The sequence below is a fragment of the Streptomyces sp. NPDC058457 genome, assembly GCF_042720695.1.
In the GTDB taxonomy this organism is placed as follows: domain Bacteria; phylum Actinomycetota; class Actinomycetes; order Streptomycetales; family Streptomycetaceae; genus Streptomyces.
This window is the reverse complement of the sequence record NZ_JBHXLU010000006.1, coordinates 186,314-203,492: the sequence shown is the minus strand read 5'-3', so window position 1 is coordinate 203,492 and position 17,179 is coordinate 186,314. Positions and strand designations below refer to the sequence as shown.

The window sequence follows — 17,179 nt, the reverse complement described above, 5'->3', positions numbered from 1 at the left end:
CTCTGGGTGTTCACGTGAGTGAGTGGGTGGATGCGGACACGCCGGGGCGGCGGCGCGTGGTGTGCGCCGCGCGATGGCGGAGTGGGGGGTGTCTCGGGACCGGCCTCGGATCGTTCGTCCGGCCGCGTTCCCTGATCACCCTCCTTGACGGTGGCCGCCGGCGGTCGGTTGCCTCCGCCGCGAAGCTGTGCGCGGCCTTTGGTACCGGGCCGATCCCGATCGTCAACTGTTCGTAACCGAACAGGAGTTGGGGAACCCGCGCGCTGCGGCACGCCTCATGGTGAGCGAGAGACGGACCGGCACGACGTCCCGGGGGGAACCATGCCGAGGAAGAGAAGCCTGACACGCGCCTGCCTGGCGCTGACGACCACGACGGCCATGGCCGGCCTGGCCCTCACCCAGGCCGCCGCCACCGCCACAGCCGCCACCGCCACCACGGCCACTGCCACGGTCACCGCGAACACTTCACGCCGCCCCGCGTCCGTCGAAGCCGGGGCCCACAGCGTCACCCTCATCACCGGCGACCGGGTCACCGTGGACGCCCGGGGCAGGGTCCTCGGTGTGCAGCACGCCGAGGGCCGGGAGCACGTGCCCGTACAGACCCGTACCGTCGGCGGCCACACCCTGGTCGTGCCCACCGACGCGGCCGCCCTGGTCGCCGCCGGGAAACTGGACCAACGGCTGTTCGACGTCACCGAGTTGAACAAGGAGCGGGCGGACCAGAAGAACGGTCTCAAGGTCATCGTCGGATACCGGGGCGCGGCCGCGGCCGCCCGCGCCGACGTCGAGGACGCGGCCACCGTGCGCCGTACCCTGAGGTCCCTGGACGCGCAGGCGGTCCGGGCGCCGGAGCAGGACCCCGGCAGGCTCTGGGACGCGGTGACGAAAGGCGGCAGGGCCGCCCCGGGCGTCGCACACGTCTGGCTGGACGCCGTCCGCAAGGTCAGCGACGACAGGTCCGGGCCGCAGATCGGCGCGCCCACGGCCTGGAAGGCCGGGTACACCGGCAAGGGCGTGAAGATCGCGGTGCTGGACACCGGCATCGACGCCGACCACCCGGACCTCAAGGGCCAGGTGATCGCGGCGAAGAACTTCTCCGCCTCCGCCGACGCCGACGACCACCAGGGCCACGGCACGCACGTCGCGTCCACCGCGGCCGGTACCGGCGCCGGTTCGGGGGGCAGGTTCACCGGGGTCGCGCCGGGCGCCGAGCTGCTCAACGGCAAGGTGATGGGCGACGACGGCAGCGGCGACGACTCCGCCATCATCGCCGGCATGGAGTGGGCCGCCGACCGGGGCGCCGACATCGTCAACATGAGCCTGGGCTCCACCGACACCCCGGGCACCGACCCGGTCGAGGCCGAGGTGAACAAGCTGTCCGAGGAGAAGGGCATCCTGTTCGCGGTCGCCGCCGGCAACGACGGGGAGTTCGGCGCGGGCACGGTCGGTTCGCCGTCCAGCGCGGCCGACGCGCTCTCCGTCGGAGCTGTCGACGGCAAGGACAAGCTGGCCGACTTCTCCTCCACCGGCCCCGTCTACGACGGCTCCGTGAAGCCTGACGTCACCGCGCCCGGGGTGGACATCACCGCCGCCGCGGCCCCGGGCAGCACCATCGACAAGGAGGAAGGGGAGAACCCGCCCGGTTACCTGACCATCTCCGGTACGTCGATGGCGACCCCGCATGTCGCGGGCGCCGCGGCCATCCTCAAGCAGGAGCACCCGGACTGGGGGTACGCGCAGCTCAAGGCGGTGCTGATGGGTTCGGCCAAGGCGGGCGACTACACGCCGTACCAGCAGGGCACCGGGCGGATCCAGGTCGACCAGGCCATCACGCAGACCGTGTTCGCCGAGCAGCCGTCCCTGTCGTACGGCATCCAGCGGTGGCCGCACACCGACGACACCCCGGTCACCAAGCAGCTGACCTACCGCAACACCGGTACCACTGCGGTCACTTTGAAGCTGACCTCGACGGCCCTCGACCCCGACGGCGGCAAGGCCCCGGCCGGATTCCTGACCCTCGGCGCCACCTCGGTGACCGTCCCGGCGGGCGGTACGGCCTCGGTCGGCGTCACCGTGAACACCAAGGTGGGCACGGTCGACGGCGCCTGCTCCGGGTACGTGGTCGCGACCGGCGGCGGCCGGACCGTCCGGACCACCGTCGGCGTGCAGCGGGAGGTGCAGTCGTACGACGTGACACTGAAGTTCGTGAACCGGGCCGGACAGTCCCCGGTGCACCTCACCACCCTGACCGGCTACTCCGGGGTCGGCGAGGGGCTGGACTACAGCTCGCAGAGCACGGACGACACGGTGACCATGCGGGTGCCCAAGGGCAGGTACGTCCTCGACTCCGTCAACCTGAAGAGCCTGACCTCGGACGAGGGCGGCATCGACTGGCTGTCTCAGCCCGTGCTGAACGTCACCAAGGACGTCGGCGTCACCGTGGACCTGAACCGGACAAGGGCCTCGGACATCACGGTCCCGGACGGCGCCGCCAAGTCGTCGGACGCCGGTGTCGGCTACCAGTACGCCGACGCGATCGCCGACTTCTCCGTCCACGCCACCTCGTTCGCCGACCTGCGCGTCGCCCACCTCGGCACGGCCGTCCAGGGCCTCACCGAGCGGTGGACCGGCCAGTGGACGCGGGGTGCGGGCAGCGAGTACGACATCTTCACCACCGCCGAACCGACCACGTTCAAGGCGCTCACCAAGCACTATCCGGCGAGCGCGCTGGCCACCGTCAGGGCCCGCCTCGGCAGCTCCGTGCCCGGCCGCACCGGCGCGGTCACCCTGCTGGCGGAGACCCCGGACGGCACCGGCGTCACCCAGCCGGTCACGCAACGGCTGCCGGGCACCCGCACCCTGCACCTGTCCGCGGGGAGCGGCGTCTTCTGGACGGCGAGCTTCGACCAGTACGCGGCCGAGCCCGACGAGTACGGCTATCCGGTCAGCGCGGCCCACTACACCTCCGGCGCCGGGCGGACCTACCAGGGCGGCCGGACCTACACCACCACGTTCAACACCGCGGTGATCGCCCCCCTGCTCACCGCCGACTACGGCCTGGGGCGCGACGGCAACGAGATCTCCGGCGACATCCCGCTGTTCTCCGACGGCGCCGGCCACGCCGGTTCCTCCGACTTCTCCTCGGTGCGCACCACCCTCTTCCGCGGCGGCACCAAGGTCGGCAGCAACACCGACCCGCTGTACGGCCTGGAGGTGTTCAAGGTGCCGGCCGCGCAGGCGGCCTACCGGCTCTCCACCTCCGTGCGGCGCCCGGCGGGCGTGGCGAGGACTTCCTCGCGCATCGACGCCACCTGGACCTTCACCTCGAAGAAGACCTCGGGGCCGACCGCCCTGCCGGCCTCCGCCCTGCGGATCGCCGCGCAGACCGACCTCACCGGCCATGCCCCGGCCCGCCGCAAGGTCACCGTCCCGGTGACCGTCCAGGGCTCGGCGGCCGGCAGGAACCTCGGGTCCCTCGCGGTATGGGTCTCCTACGACGGCGGCGGGCACTGGACGAAGCTCACCGTCAGCCGTGGCCGCATCACCTACAAGAACCCGGCGAAGGGCAGGTCGGTGTCCTTCAGGTACCGGATCACCGACAGGAAGGGCAACGCGTCGGCGGTCACCGTGTACGACGCGTACTTCGGCAGGTGAGCCGAGCACCGGCCCCGGCCACAGACGCGTACGCCCCGGCCGTCACCGACGGCCGGGGCGTACGTACCCGATGGGATCAGGCCATGGTCGCCCTGCGGCGCCGGGTCGCGACGACGATCGCGCCGCCGCCGGCCAGCAGCAGGGCCGCGCCGCCGGCGATGTAACCGGTGCTGGAGCTGGCGCCGGTGTGGGCCAGGTCGCCGCCACCGCCGGAGTTGGTGCTCGGGGCCGACACCGGGGAGGTCGTCGACTCGGACGGGGAGGGGGACGCGGAGGCCGTGCCGGTCACCGAGCTCTCCGAGGGCGCCGGGGTGGTGGTCTCGGCGGGCGGCGGGGTGGCCGGGGTGGACTCCGACTCGGAGGCGGAGGGCGACGGGGACGGCGAGGACGACTCGGTCGTCGAGCAGTCCTTCGTACCGCCGTTCCAGGACGCGATCAGCTTGTCCTTGATGACCGGGTGGTCCGGGCCGGCCGGCAGGTCGCCGTGCTCGAAGCCGTCGTTGGCGTCCTTGTTCCCGTCGAACTTCGTCGCGCCGCGGTAGAGGTCGATCTGCGCGAAGCAGCCGGCGTCCGGGACCGCGATGTCGAGGGAGTCGGTCTGGCCCTGCTTGACCGTCACCGAGTCGAAGTCGACGAAGATCTGCTGGCCCGAGGTGGCGAAGGAGGAGCCGTGGGCGATGTAGGAGGCGAGCGAGGCCGTGCAGGAAGCGGCGTCGGCGGCGGCGCGGACCTTGATGTGGACCTTGCCGTCGTCGGTGACCTTCAGGTTCTGGTCGTCGACCTTCACCGAGTCGAAGAAGTTGGAGCCGTCGATCGAGAACTGGCACTTGTCCGTACCGGTCTCCGTGCCGGCGCCGGTGCCGGGGCTGTAGTGGCCGCCGGACTTCCAGCCGTCACCGCCGGGGGTGCTGTTCGCCCAGGCGCCGGACGCGCCGGCGACGGAGGCGGCACACAGGGCGAACGAAGCGACGCCCGTCCCCAGCAGGCGACGCGCGGTGACATGTCTGGCTATGGACATGGATATCCCATCGTGAATGCTCGCGGAATGCGAAGAAACACTGGGCCCATTGGTCACATGCGCCACAGCGTGCGCCCATGGTGGTTCGGCGCGCCGAACCCTGTCAACCTGCCGTGATTCAAGGTCCGTTGGGAGTTCACCACAACTCCCTCACACGGGGAATGATCCCCTCCGTGCGGTGTGAAGGTTCCCTTTCTCGGCATTATGGACAGGCTTCTGGTTGGTCTCTCCCCGTCCGAAAGGAAGGAACGCGCGTGGTCGACCTCTCCTCCAGGAATCCCGACTGGTGGCGTCAGGCCGTGATCTACCAGGTGTATCCGCGCAGCTTCGCCGACGCGGACGGCGACGGGCTCGGTGACCTCAAGGGCATCACCGAGCGGCTGTCCCATCTGGGCGCGCTCGGCGTGGACGCCCTGTGGCTCAGCCCGTTCTACCCGTCCGAGCTCGCCGACGGCGGCTACGACGTCGCCGACCACCGGAACGTCGACCCGCGCCTCGGCACCCTGGACGACTTCGACGCGATGACCGCCGAGGCGCACCGGCTGGGCCTGAAGGTGATCGTCGACATCGTCCCGAACCACACCTCGCGCCTGCACCCCTGGTTCCGGGAGGCGCTGCTGTCCGGCCCCGGCTCCGCGGCCCGGGACCGCTACGTCTTCCGGCCCGGCCGCGGTGCGCACGGCGAACTCCCGCCCTCCGACTGGCAGTCGGTGTTCGGCGGCAGCGCCTGGCGCCGGGTCCCGGACGGCGACTGGTACCTGCACCTCTTCGCCCCCGAGCAGCCCGACCTGAACTGGGAGCACGAGGAGGTCCGCGCCGACTTCCGCACCACCCTGCGCTTCTGGTCCGACCGGGGCGTGGACGGCTTCCGCGTCGACGTGGCCCACGCCCTGGTGAAGGACCTTGCCGAACCGCTGCGGGACGTCGCGGAGCTCGGCCCGACCGGTGAGGAGGCGCTGGAGCGCGTCGTGCCCGGCACCCACCCCTACTGGGACCGCGACGAGGTGCACGAGATCTACCGCGACTGGCGCAAGATCTTCGACGGCTACAGCCCGCCCCGCACGGCCGTCGCCGAGGCCTGGGTACCGGACGCGCGGCGGGCGCTGTACGCCCGCCCGGACGAACTCGGCCAGGCCTTCAACTTCGAGTACCTCCAGACCCCCTGGGACGCCGAGGCGCTCCGCGAGGTCATCACCGGCTCGCTCGCCACCGCCCGCGCGGCCGGCGCCTCCGCCACCTGGGTGCTCTCCAACCACGACGTCGTACGGCACGCCTCCCGGCTGATGCTCCCGCCGGGCACGGACGAGAACGCCTGGCTGCTGTCCGGCGGCCGCGCGCCGGGCGTCGATGTCTCCCATGGCCTGAGGCGCGCCCGCGCCGCCACCCTCCTCATGCTCGCGCTGCCCGGGTCCTCGTACGTCTACCAGGGCGAGGAACTCGGCCTGCCCGAGGCCGCCGACCTGCCCGTCTCCGTCCTCCAGGACCCGATCTGGGAACAGACGGGCCATGCCCGCAAGGGCCGCGACGGATGCCGGGTGCCGCTGCCGTGGACGACGGACGGTCCGTCGTACGGCTTCGGGTCCGGCGGTGCCTGGCTGCCGCAGCCGGAGTGGTTCGCGTCGTACGCCGTCGAGGCGCAGGCCGGTGCCGCGGGCTCCACCCTGGAGCTCTACCGCACCGCACTGCGGCTGCGCCGCAAACTCCTTGACGGCGAGGCGCTGACCTGGGCGGAGGCGCCGACAGGCGTGCTGCACTTCGCCCGGACGGAGGGCTGGCGGTGCGTCACGAACGTGTCGGACGCGCCGGTGCCGCTGCCGCCGGGCGAAGTGCTGCTGGCGAGCGTGCCGTTGCCGCATGACGGCACGCTGCCGCCCGACACCACGGTGTGGCTGGGCGCTTGACGTGACTCAGCCGGCGGTGGGGGTGGCGCCCGGGGTCACGTTCACCGCGGTGGTCTGGGTGCCCGTTCCGGTGTTCGTCCCGGTCCCGGTTCCTGTGCCGGTACCCGTGCCCGTGCCCGTGCCGGTACCCGTCCCGCTGCTCGCCCCGGTGAGGCCGTCGAGGTCCACCGGGGTCGAGGTGGCGTTCGCCGGCGGGGTGAGGACCACCTCGGGCTGACCGGCCGCGGGGGGCGGCGGGGTCAGGTCCGAGGCGGGCAGCTTCGGCGGGGTCGTCTCCTGGAAGAGCACGGTGCCGAAGTCGACCAGGCCGGTCTTCTCCATCACCGTGATGTGGTCGAGGACCGTGTCGTTGGCCTGGTCGGCGAGGGCCCGCACCAGCGTGTTCTCGGTGGTGGACCGGATCTTCGCCACCGTGTTGAAGATCGAACCGTGCGTCACGCGCAGGATGTTGGCGAAGTCGGTGTCGAACTGCTTGCCGGTGTCCGCCGTCAGCGTGTTGACGAACCCCTGCTGCTGTGGGCTCGGCAGGTTCGGGATGGTGATGTTGAGCATCTGGGCGACCTTGCGGTCGGTGGTGTCCAGCGCCGAGTGCCCGTCGATCAGGTGCTGGCTGGCCGTGATCACGGCCTGGGACTGGCCCTTCTTCACGCCGAGTTGACCCACCGGGTACTCCCACAGGCCGGCCGCCCGCACCTTCACCACGAAGTCCCGGTCGGCCTCGGTGAGGGGCCCCCACTGGGTGTTGGCGATCACGCGGGTGGGATCGCTCGACACGGTGTTCAGCCCCAGCATGCTCGGGTAGGCGAGTGCCGCGAGGGTGAAGCTCAGGGCTCCGCCAACAAACAGCGTTCCCGTCGCGTTCCGCGAAAAGCGCACCGGTGTCTCCTGTTTGGTCGGGGGTCCCGCTAGAGGCGGGGTCGGTTCGCAGAGGAATACGGACGGGGAAGCGCGAGGAACCTTTTGATTTGGTAAAGAACTTGTGAGGCTCGGCTCTGCCCGGGGTGCCGACTTGCCATGTCTTGGCCAGGAGAAGGTGATGGTTTTCTCTGGTGAGAGTGGTCATGACAAAGTCGGGGGCAGGCTTCGCCGCATGCCCCCACACTCATCCCCCCGAGTCCCCCGGCTGCCCAACGGAGCGGCCCCGCGGGGTCCCGCCGCGCGCCCCGCCCTGCCCGTACTGCCCTACCGCAAGCCCACCAAGGGCCGCGACTACTGGGTGTTCGACGACGTCCTGCCGGACGTGGACGCCGTACGGGAGCGGTGCCTGGCCAAGGACGACTGGGTCCGGGGATACCCGTACACCTCGGAGACCTGGCCCGGACTGCGCACCATGCCCGGCCTGGAACCCGCCGAACTCGCGGTCGTGGAAGAGCTGGTGAAGAAGGCGACCGGGGCCGGGAAGCTGTGGGTGCAGCAGGCGCCCGGCGGCGGCACCCTCAACCACAACTGCGTCCAGGTGGTCGGCGAGGGCGAGAGCGAGCCGCGCCCGCACACCGACTCGCGGTCGCTGTGCCGGTACGCGGCGGTGCTGTACCTCAACCCCGGGGTGGCCAAGGACTGCGGTACCGCGTTCTACCGCCAGTCGCTGCCCGGCGGCCGGCTCGGCGGCAACATCGTGCAGGCCCCGCACAACAACCTCGTCGAGGCGCTCGGGACCCGGTTCGTGCCGGGCGACCACTTCGAGGAGGACGTGCGCGTCCCGCACAAGTACAACCGGCTGCTCCTCTACAGCGCCAACCTCGTGCACAGCGCGACCGGTTACGCCGGGAAGACGCTGGAGGAGAAGCGGATGACGGCGGTCTTCTTCTGGATGGCGTGAGCGGCCGCGTCTGTAACAGCGGCCGTGACACGAACACGACGGGTCCGTGACGGTGATCTCCGAACTTCCCGTCCCGGAGCCGCATCGAAAGGGGTGTCCGGCAGAGAGCCGGGAAGGACACCGCCGCTGGGGGATCCCATGTCGAAGCTTCGCAACCGTCGCACGAACGTCCGCAAGACCGCTGTCGCCGTGACCGGAGCCGCCGCGCTGCTGGCCCTGCTGACCGCGTGCAACGGCACCGCGAGCGGCTCCGTCAGCGCCGACGGCGGTACGGCGGCCCCGGCCGCCGGCGACTCCACGACGGCGAACGGCTCGACGGGCGGCTCCGGCAGCGGTTCCTCCGGCACGGGGAGCAGCGGGAGCGGGAGCACCTCGGGCTCGTCCTCGTCGACGTCCGGTGGTTCGTCCGCTTCCGGGGGCAGCTCCTCCGGCGGTTCCTCCGCCGCCGGCTCGGTGCCCGCCTGCCAGGCCTCCCAGCTCGGCTACTCCTGGGCCGACTCGGGCAGCGGCACCGGCCAGCAGAAGCACGCGGTCGTGGCGTTCACCAACAAGAGCGGCCACTCCTGCACGATGTACGGCTTCCCGGGCGTCGACCTGGTCAACAGCGGTCAGAAGTGGTCGCTCCCGCGCACGAACGCCACCCCGAAGCGGGTCACCCTGGCGAACGGCGCCTCCACCAACTTCGCGATCACCTTCCTGGTGCCGGCGCAGGGCGACTCCAGTGACTTCACGCCGACCACGGTCGTCGTCACCGCGCCGAACCAGCGCACGTCGTTCGACCTGCCCTGGCACGGCGGTGCCGTGGTGCTCCAGGACGGCGCGACGCACCCCGGGTCGTTCATCGGTCCCGTCGGCGAGTGACCACGGGTCCCTTGGTTCACCCCGCGTCGCGGGCGCAGCGGAAGCCGGTGTGGCCGGTGGAGCTGTCGGGGGTGTTGGCGGTGCGGGCGGCGACCCGGTAGCGGTTGCAGTAGGAGGCGTGGCAGAGGTGGGAGCCGCCGCGGATGACGCGGGCGCCGCCGGGCCCGTCCGACCACGGGTCGGCGCACCACTCCCACACGTTGCCGGAGGTGTTGTACAGGCCGTACCCGTTGGGCGCGAAGGCGTCGACGGGGGCGGTGCCCCGGTAGCCGTCGGCGGCGGTGTTGCGGGTGGGGAAGGTTCCGCGCCAGATGTTGCACCGGTACTCGCCGTCCGGGTCCAGCTCGTCCCCCCACGGGTAACGCGCCTGCTCCAGACCGCCCCGGGCCGCGTACTCCCACTCCGCCTCGGTGGGCAGCCGCTTGTCGGCCCAGGAGGCGTAGGCGGCGGCGTCGTACCAGGAGACGTGGACGACGGGATGGCGGCCGAGCCCGTCGAGCCCGCTGCCCGGTCCGGCCGGCTCGTTCCAGGCGGCCCCCGCGACCGCACACCACCAGGGCGTCTCCGGCGGCCGGGGAGCACCGCGGCGCAGCGCGGCGGGCAGGAACCCGGCGAAGACGTACGACCAGCCCAGCCGTTCGGCGTCGGTGACGTGGCCGGTGTCGGCGACGAACGCGGCGTACTCGTCGTTGCTCACGGCACAGGCGTCGATCCGGAACGGCGCCACGCGCACGGTCCGCACCGGCCCCTCCCCGTCCGACGGAAAGCCGTCGGCGTCCTCGGCGCCCATCAGGAACTCACCGCCGGGCAGCGCGACCATGCCGGTGCGCTCGGGGGCGGTGCCGCCGGGGGCGGGGAGGGGCCGTACCGGCAGGTGCGCTGGGGCGGAGGGCGCGCAGCAGGCGGACGGCGGCGGCTGGGTGGACTCCATGGGCGGAGTGTGCCGCAGCCACCTGTGACGCCGGCCGCGGGGGCCGCCGGTTGCGCGGGCCGCCGGCTGTGGGCCGCCGGCTGTGGGGCCGCCGCAGCTCAGCCGACGGCCCCCGCGGCACGGCTCGCCCCGGCGCGGGACGGCCTCCACGGGCAGGCGGGACCGGCCATAATCGAGCCATGGCACCGTCCTCGGTCTGCGAACTCCGTCGCGCGAAATTCGCCCGCCGACTGCCGGGGGAGCTCTCCGAGCTCTGCGGCCCGTCGCACGGCAGGGTGCGGTTGCCGCTGCGCCTGGCCTGGTCCGGTCCGACCGAGTCCGACCTCGATCAACCGCGCCTGCGCACGTTTCCCGAGCTTCCGTACGGGACCCGGGCCGCTGCGTGAAGGTCACCGATCTGCACCGGCGTCTGCTCGCCGATCTCCTGTTCGTCGGCACCCCCTATCCATTGGCGCTGACCGGTGACTACGCGGCCCAGGCCCATGGCCTGTTCGACCGCCCCGGCCGGACCGTGGAGGTGGCCACGCAGAACCCGGAGCCCATGCGGACGATCGCCGCAGCGGTCGCGGCCGGCCTCCGGGAACGCGGCTGGCGTGTCGCCGCCCGCGAGACGGACCCGCTCTCCGCCCAGCTCGTCGTGACCGAGGCGGTCGTGGAGGAGGAAGGCGAGGTCGACCTCCTCAAGGAGGCCCTCTGGCACCCACCGGTCCAGACGGAACTCGGCCCGACCCTCGCCCTCGAAGACGTGGTCGGCATGCGGGTCTGGGCGCTGACCGACCGCGGTCTGCCCCGCGACCTCCTGATCGTGCACGCCGCCGCGGACCGCTGGACCCTCCCCGGCCTGGAAGAACTGGGCCGCCGCCACGCCCGGGACACCTTCGACCTCACCGACCTCCAGTCCCGCCTGACCGGCACGGACTGGATCGACGACCGGGAGTTCTCGGCACTCGGCCTCGACGACCAGGCGATCGCCGCCCTCCGTCACTGGGCCCAGACCTGGGCGGACGACATCGCGGAGCGCCTGATCGAGGGCCTGCCGCCGGAGGACTGACCCCCGGCACGGTCATTCGCCCGCCTGCTGCCGCTGCTCCGCGGCCCGGGCCCGCCAGAGGGACAGGCCCTCGATGCCCAGGCCGGTCACGACCAGCAGGATGCCCAGCCAGACGAACACCGTGATGTGCCGCTCGACGCCACCGAACAGCATCAAGTTCGCGCCGAGAACAGGCAGAAAGACCTCGGCGGCCTTCCCCCACCGGCCCTTGCGGGCATGGCCGACCGCGGAGACCGACCCGAGCACGAGCACCAGCACCATCAACGCCATCGCTATCCGCATGACGGCAGTGTGCCGCGCCCTGCCTTCAGGTGGTGAACTCGTACTGCACTTCGTAGAGATGCCCCGCCTTCACCATGGCCGTGACCTCGACGGGCCGGCCGTTCTCTGCGTGGACGACGCGGAGGGTGCACAGGACCGGCAGGCTGCTGGGCAGGCGGAGGAGCTGGAACTGTTCCTGGGTGGGAACGCGGGCCGAGACCCGGTCGACACTGTGACGGGGCGGATGACCAAGCTCCGCGAGGAGTGCTGGAGTTCCGCCCTTGATCCTGCGACGGTCTGCCAGCGGCGTGCCCCGGGCGATGTCCAACGGGTAGTAGGACCTGACCAGTTCGGCCGGTTCGTCGTCGATGAGAACGAGCTGGTGCCGGAGGAGGGCAAGCGCGTCCTTGGGGAGGCCGAGAGCGGTGCGGACATCTGCGGGCGGACGGGTCTCCGCCACCTCAAGGAGGGTGATGCGGGCGGTCACGCCGCACTCGGCGGCCTCGGAGAGCCAAGGGTATGGCTCCCCTGCCATGGGCGGTGTCAGGGAGGCGGCCGGGCGGATCGTACGTTGCCGGTGTTCGCGCACCGTCACCGCCGCGCCCGCCCGGCCCACCACCAGACCCTCCTCCTTGAGGAGCTGGAGCGCCTTCTGGACGGTGGCGTTGGAGGCATCGAAACGGGTCCTGAGCTGTGCGGTGGAAGGCAGGTTGGAGCCCGGCGGCAGTTCGCCGCTCATGACGTCGTCGCGCAGGTCTGCCGCGATCCGCTCGTGCAGTGAGCGGCGGTCGTGGGCGTCCGGTTCTGCCTTCGGCACGGTCATCCGATCCTGATCTCGTAGCGCAACTGCTGCCGTTGCGCGGGCATCACCATACGGTCGACCTGGATCGGCCGGTCGTCGCGGTCCAGGGTCAGCCGGGTGAGCCGCAGGACCGGGTCCGTCGGTGTGATCAGCAGGATCTTCTGCTCCTCCGCGTCGGGGAGAGTTGCCGTCACGTCCTCACGGGCCAGTGCGCCGACATGCCCCAGCCGCGCCAGCAGGCTGACGGCTCCACCGGAGATCCTGGCCGTAGCCGCCAGTCCGGTACCCCGGGCGATGCCGGTCGGGTAGTAGGTGTCGGTCAGTTCGTTCGGCTCGTCGTCGAGGAGGATCAGCCGACGGCGTACGACGACCGGCTCGTCCTCCGGGATTCCGAGCAGCCGCGCCACCTCGGCCGGCGCGGGCACCTCTCCGGCGCTTCCTCGCCGAATGCCTGACCGAAGCGCTTCGGGGCGCCCTCCGTGTCGCAGAGAGCCGAAGGCGGCGAGCCGCTCCCGGTGGCGGGTGAGGGCCACTCCATGACCGTTCGAGTCCCCGCCCAGGCATCAAGTTCGCCCGAGTGCGCGCTGGCCGCCCTGCCCGGCTATCAGGACCTTCACGCCCACTGCCGTCAGACCGACGAGGTACCGCTGCCTTTCGCGCGCGGGATTCTGTTGCAGCACCGCTGTGGTTGCCTCTGTCACATGGGTGACGGTGAGAGTCCTTCGAGGTGAGACCCACCCCTGGTGGGCGGCGCGGGCCGGGCGGAGGCTTCGGGCGTCGCCGCTGAGGGGTGGTCACGGGGAGGGTGTTCCCGGTGGGCTAAGGTGACTCGCTTTTGTCGCGTACCTATGGGGGGTCTGATGCGGCGAATCACAGCGGCCGCGAGTGTCGTCACCGTACTTGTGCCGCTCCTTCTGGCAGGCGCGTCGACCGCGTCGGCCGCGACCAAGGGATCGCTCACCGTCAGGACGCTGGACCGGAGCGGCAAGCCGGTCTACGCACAGGTGGCGGTCTACAACACGAAGACGAACGACTTCCGTTACATCGAGGGCAACAAGAAAACGTCGCTGCCCAACGGCAGTTACGAGCTCGCCACGTCCTTCGTCGGCGGCAACAGCGAGGACGCCGTCGTCGGCGGCCACAGCGTGCGGGTCTCCGGGGCCACGACGACCACGTTCGACGGCCGGAAGGGGCGTGCGGTCAAGGTCTCGCTCAGTCCCGGCCCGGGCAGCGGATACGACCACACGGTCAGCGCGGCCGTCTGCACCACCGACGACAGCCCTGCCGAGATGAGCATCTCGGCATCGGCGGGCGACCTCTACGCCATCCCGAACACCAGCACGGCGTACGAGCTGTCCTACGGCACCACGTACCAGCCGCGGTCGACGAGCGGCGGCGACTTCTGGCTGGCGTCCGCCACGCACCGCCGCGGTGTGCCGTCCGGGGTGTCCGCGAAACTCGGGAAGTCCGGGCTGACCACCCTCAAGGTGTCCGCCCGTTCCGGCCCCGACAGCGGCCAGGCGTGGTTCTCGTTCAACGGCGAGCCGACGGGCGGCGACACCTGCTCGTGGTCCACGAGCATCCTCGACTTCCAGCGTGACCTGCCCGACTCCTTCGGCGTCCACGTCCCGGCCGGCCAGTGGGACGTGGGCCAGCAGGGCCACGACCTCATCTCCAGCGGGTCCCGCAAGTACGCGGCCGGCAAGACGACCTCGCTCTCCCTCGGCCACGCGGTCTGGGGCCCCGGCGGGCGGCTGCCGTACACCTGGTACCACCAGCTGTACTTCGGGGACGACAACCTGTTCGCCGACCCCAAGTTCACGGCGGGCGGGGTTCTGGCCTCCGGCACCGTGAAGCTGACCCACGCGGGCAAGACGCTCTACTCGCACACGTTCGGCCCCTCGCACGAGATCGGCGCTCATCCGCGGATCCCCGGGTCGGGTTGGTACACGCTCACGGAGACCGGCCACCGCGGCGGCCTGCCGTCCGGCTCGCTGTCGACCTCCGCCAGCCTCTCCCTGCACTTCTACGCGGACGCGGGCAAGAACCAGCAGATCCGCAACTACATCACCCGGTTCTGGCCGGAGGCGCTGAACAGCAGGAACCAGGCGGTCGCCGGGTCGACCACGACCGTCGACCTGGGCATGCAGCGCCTCGGCACGGATGACGGCACGATCCGTCAGCTGTCGGACGCTGTGAAGTCCGTGCGTGCCTGGTACACCACCGACAACGGAGCCCACTGGAACGCGACCACCGCGAAGCTGTCCGGCGGCAAGTGGACCATCGCCGTCCACAACCCCGGCTCCGGCGGCCGGGTCGGTCTGCGCTCGACGGTCACCGACACCCACGGCGACACCTCGACGACCACGGTGTACAACGCGTACGCCGTGAGCTGAGCGACCGCCGACGCGGAGGGGCGGCCGGATCCCGGCTCGCCCCTCCCCTGGACCTGGGCGGACGACATCGCGGCACACCTGATCGAGGCCCGGCCACCGGAGCATTGAGGCCCGGTGGGGTCAACGGCTCGACGGCTCGCTCTCCGCGCCCTCCAGGGGCTACCGACGGAACTCGCCGGCCTGGGCTTTGCAGCGTTTCCCTCGCATGGCGATCTCACGATGGGGTCGACGGATTCCCTGCCGGTCCGACGGTGTCGACGACGTCAAATCATGGGAACGCCGCTCACTGTCCCGCATTATCACCATGTGAGACGCGTACCGAAATGGGTTGGACCGCTGTATGTAGTCATGGTTGGTACATTCCTGGCGTGGTACATCGCGCGAGGCCATCAGGTCAATGATCTGGTCACTGTCGTCTCCGCCTTCACCGGCCTGCTGGCGCTCCCTGCTGCAGTGGTCGCCGTGCTCGGCTCCGGCAAGAGCCGGCCGGCGCCCGCCCACCTGGAGGAGGTGGCCGATCAACTCGCCCAGGGAGTGCGCCAACAGTGGGAGGCCGAGGCACAGGTGCGCCGCCTCAATGACCCTTTCCCGCTGCCGGTCGAGTGGGTCGCGGCCGACGCGGACCTGGTCGAGTCATGGCCGCACTTGAGGGAGCTGGCCGGGGACTGGCCTGGCCAGTCCTCGGAAGCCGATTCCGCGTGGGCTGTCAGCCCCAGAGGGCTGGCCGGCGAGGGAGGCGAGATCACCAAGGCCTTCGACCGCGTTCCCACCCGTCGCCTGGTGGTCCTGGGCGAGCCTGGTGCCGGCAAGACCATGCTGCTGATCCGCCTCCTCCTGGCCCTGCTCGAACACCGCTCTCCCGGCGGGCCCGTTCCGGTCCTCTTTCCACTGGCCTCCTGGGACCCGGCCCGGCAGGACCTGTACACATGGCTGGCCCAGGAACTCACGCAAGACCACCCTGCTCTACGCGACCCGGTACCCGCCAATCCCCCACAGGGCGTCACCGGCAGCCAGGCTCACGCCTTGCTCAAGCAGCGGCTGATCCTGCCCATCCTCGACGGCCTGGACGAACTCCCCCAGGCCGTGCGTGCCAGGGCTCTGCATGCCATCAACCAGGTACTGCCCGCCGGGCAGCCACTGGTGCTCTCCAGCCGCACCACTGAGTACCGCAGCGCCCTGACCACTCCATCAGGGACCAGTGTGCTCCTGAATGGAGCGGCAGGCATCTGCCTACTGCCTCTAGATGCCGCGAAAGCGACCGCCTACCTGGAGCGCGACGCGGGAGGCTCTGGCACCCAGGCCGCAGCCCGTTGGAGACGGGTCACGGTTGCGATGGGCAAGGACACCCCGGTCTCCGAGGCACTGAGCACCCCGCTCGGCCTGTTCCTGGCCCGCACCATCTACAACCCTCGCCCCGACGAACAGATCACCGAACTTCCCGACCCCGATGAACTTCTCGACCAAGCCCGCTACCCCACCCGCCCGGACCTCGACACCCATCTGTTCGCGGCCTTCATCCCCGCCGCCTACCGCCCCCACCCTCACCACCCCACACGCTGGAGCGTCCGCGAAGCCCAGCGCACCCTCACTTTCCTCGCCAGCCACCTCCAGTACACCCTGAACAGCACCCCCAACCTCGCATGGTGGCAACTTCCCAAAGCTCTCCCAAACGGTCGGATGCTTTCGGTTGGACTCACGGCCGCACTGATGGGTGGGCTCCCCAGCGTCCTCGCGTACACGCTGTGGGTCGGCTTTGTGAACGGACTCGCGTTCGCGCCACTGCCAGCGATCGCGTCGGCAGTAGTGGCCCCGGTGATCGCCTCAACAGCAGGAGACAGAAACCCGAGCTCAGGCATCGGCTGGAGCTGGAGAGGGAAAACATGGCGCACTTGCGGGCTCACCGCCGGGGCCTTCTTCGGGTTCCTTTTCGGGCTTGCGTTCGCAACGGAGGCGGGGCCCGCTCCCGGGATCATCGCTGGGATCATCCTTGCGCTCCCCTTTGCCCTCCTGGGCGGGCTCCGGCCGGTACACCCTGACCTGGACAAGGCAGTGGGGCCAGGGGCGGTTCTGGCTCGCGACCGGCGCACCTTCTGGACGTTTACGGTCTTGGGCGGCCTCTCGGGCCCACTCGCGGCCGTGCTCTTTAATCTGCTCCTGTTTCTCTTCGGTAGAGAGACCGGATTCGGGCAGACCGCGGGCGGGGTTGCGATCATGTTCTCGTGGTTGCTCCCGATCGGCCTCATGCTTGGACTCGCCCGGTCAATGTGGCTGACGTTCCTGGTGGCGCGAATCAGGCTGGCGGTGGCGGGGCGTGTGCCCTGGCGTCTGATGAGTTTCCTAGCCGACGCCCATAAGCGGCGGGGCGTCCTGCGACAGGCGGGGGCTGTGTACCAGTTCCGCCACATCGACTTCCAGCGGCACCTCTCAGGACGTCAATCTTGATCAGGCCATGTGACACAAGGGCATTGCTGCAGCAGCACTGCTC

14 protein-coding genes are annotated in these 17,179 nt (G+C 70.8%); 8 read left to right on the top strand and 6 right to left on the bottom strand.

Annotated elements, in window-relative coordinates; all coding sequences use genetic code 11:
* Positions 1-321: 321 nt before the first annotated feature.
* Positions 322-3,654, top strand: a complete 3,333-nt coding sequence (locus tag ACFWPS_RS07850; protein WP_383702180.1) for a S8 family serine peptidase — start codon at positions 322-324, stop codon at positions 3,652-3,654.
* A 76-nt stretch (positions 3,655-3,730) separates the two neighbouring features.
* Here ACFWPS_RS07850 and ACFWPS_RS07845 read toward each other — a convergent pair whose 3' ends face one another.
* Positions 3,731-4,672, bottom strand: a complete 942-nt coding sequence (locus ACFWPS_RS07845) for an LAETG motif-containing sortase-dependent surface protein (RefSeq protein ID WP_383702178.1) — start codon at positions 4,670-4,672, stop codon at positions 3,731-3,733.
* A 254-nt stretch (positions 4,673-4,926) separates the two neighbouring features.
* On the opposite strand from ACFWPS_RS07845, the gene ACFWPS_RS07840 reads away from it, so the two are divergent.
* Positions 4,927-6,573 (top strand): alpha-amylase family glycosyl hydrolase, encoded by a 1,647-nt coding sequence (locus ACFWPS_RS07840; RefSeq protein ID WP_383702177.1) that lies wholly within the window; start codon positions 4,927-4,929, stop codon positions 6,571-6,573.
* A gap of 6 nt (positions 6,574-6,579) precedes the next feature.
* On the opposite strand, the gene ACFWPS_RS07835 is transcribed toward ACFWPS_RS07840, so the two are convergent.
* Positions 6,580-7,449: a DUF4142 domain-containing protein gene (locus ACFWPS_RS07835; RefSeq protein ID WP_383702175.1), complete on the bottom strand. Its 870-nt coding sequence runs from the start codon at positions 7,447-7,449 to the stop codon at positions 6,580-6,582.
* Positions 7,450-7,663: 214 nt separating this feature from the next.
* Here ACFWPS_RS07835 and ACFWPS_RS07830 point away from each other — a divergent pair, with 214 nt between their 5' ends.
* Together ACFWPS_RS07830 and ACFWPS_RS07825 are read left to right on the top strand one after the other, a co-directional pair.
* The gene (locus ACFWPS_RS07830; protein ID WP_383702173.1) at positions 7,664-8,392 is read left to right on the top strand and encodes a DUF6445 family protein; all 729 of its coding nucleotides are present in this window, start codon (positions 7,664-7,666) and stop codon (positions 8,390-8,392) included.
* 138 nt (positions 8,393-8,530) lie between these two features.
* Complete coding sequence (locus ACFWPS_RS07825; protein WP_383702172.1) at positions 8,531-9,253, top strand: DUF4232 domain-containing protein; 723 nt, start codon at positions 8,531-8,533, stop codon at positions 9,251-9,253.
* A gap of 16 nt (positions 9,254-9,269) precedes the next feature.
* On the opposite strand, the gene ACFWPS_RS07820 is transcribed toward ACFWPS_RS07825, so the two are convergent.
* Positions 9,270-10,184, bottom strand: coding sequence for a formylglycine-generating enzyme family protein (locus tag ACFWPS_RS07820; RefSeq protein WP_383702169.1), 915 nt, complete (start codon positions 10,182-10,184; stop codon positions 9,270-9,272).
* Positions 10,185-10,363: 179 nt separating this feature from the next.
* Between ACFWPS_RS07820 and ACFWPS_RS07815 the strand changes: the two genes are divergently transcribed.
* Positions 10,364-10,570, top strand: coding sequence for a hypothetical protein (locus ACFWPS_RS07815; protein WP_383702167.1), 207 nt, complete (start codon positions 10,364-10,366; stop codon positions 10,568-10,570).
* Positions 10,567-11,235, top strand: coding sequence for a hypothetical protein (locus ACFWPS_RS07810; protein ID WP_383702165.1), 669 nt, complete (start codon positions 10,567-10,569; stop codon positions 11,233-11,235). The genes ACFWPS_RS07815 and ACFWPS_RS07810 overlap by 4 nt, the downstream gene beginning before the upstream one ends.
* 12 nt (positions 11,236-11,247) lie before the next feature.
* Here the strand turns inward: ACFWPS_RS07810 and ACFWPS_RS07805 are convergent, their stop codons facing one another.
* Genes ACFWPS_RS07805 through ACFWPS_RS07795 form a run of 3 tightly spaced genes read right to left on the bottom strand, consistent with a single transcriptional unit; the run spans position 11,248 to position 12,786 of the window.
* Entirely contained in the window at positions 11,248-11,517 is a 270-nt protein-coding gene (locus ACFWPS_RS07805; protein ID WP_383702163.1) for a hypothetical protein, read from the bottom strand.
* A 25-nt stretch (positions 11,518-11,542) separates the two neighbouring features.
* Positions 11,543-12,319 (bottom strand): GntR family transcriptional regulator, encoded by a 777-nt coding sequence (locus ACFWPS_RS07800; RefSeq protein ID WP_383702161.1) that lies wholly within the window; start codon positions 12,317-12,319, stop codon positions 11,543-11,545.
* Complete coding sequence (locus ACFWPS_RS07795) at positions 12,316-12,786, bottom strand: GntR family transcriptional regulator (protein WP_383702240.1); 471 nt, start codon at positions 12,784-12,786, stop codon at positions 12,316-12,318. Before ACFWPS_RS07795 ends, ACFWPS_RS07800 begins: the two co-directional genes overlap by 4 nt.
* 372 nt (positions 12,787-13,158) lie before the next feature.
* Here ACFWPS_RS07795 and ACFWPS_RS07790 point away from each other — a divergent pair, with 372 nt between their 5' ends.
* Positions 13,159-14,694 carry a hypothetical protein gene (locus ACFWPS_RS07790; protein ID WP_383702159.1) on the top strand — a complete coding sequence of 512 codons (1,536 nt, stop codon included), beginning with the start codon at positions 13,159-13,161 and terminating at the stop codon, positions 14,692-14,694.
* 348 nt (positions 14,695-15,042) lie between these two features.
* Positions 15,043-17,136: an NACHT domain-containing protein gene (locus ACFWPS_RS07785; RefSeq protein ID WP_383702156.1), complete on the top strand. Its 2,094-nt coding sequence runs from the start codon at positions 15,043-15,045 to the stop codon at positions 17,134-17,136.
* Positions 17,137-17,179 lie beyond the last annotated feature (43 nt).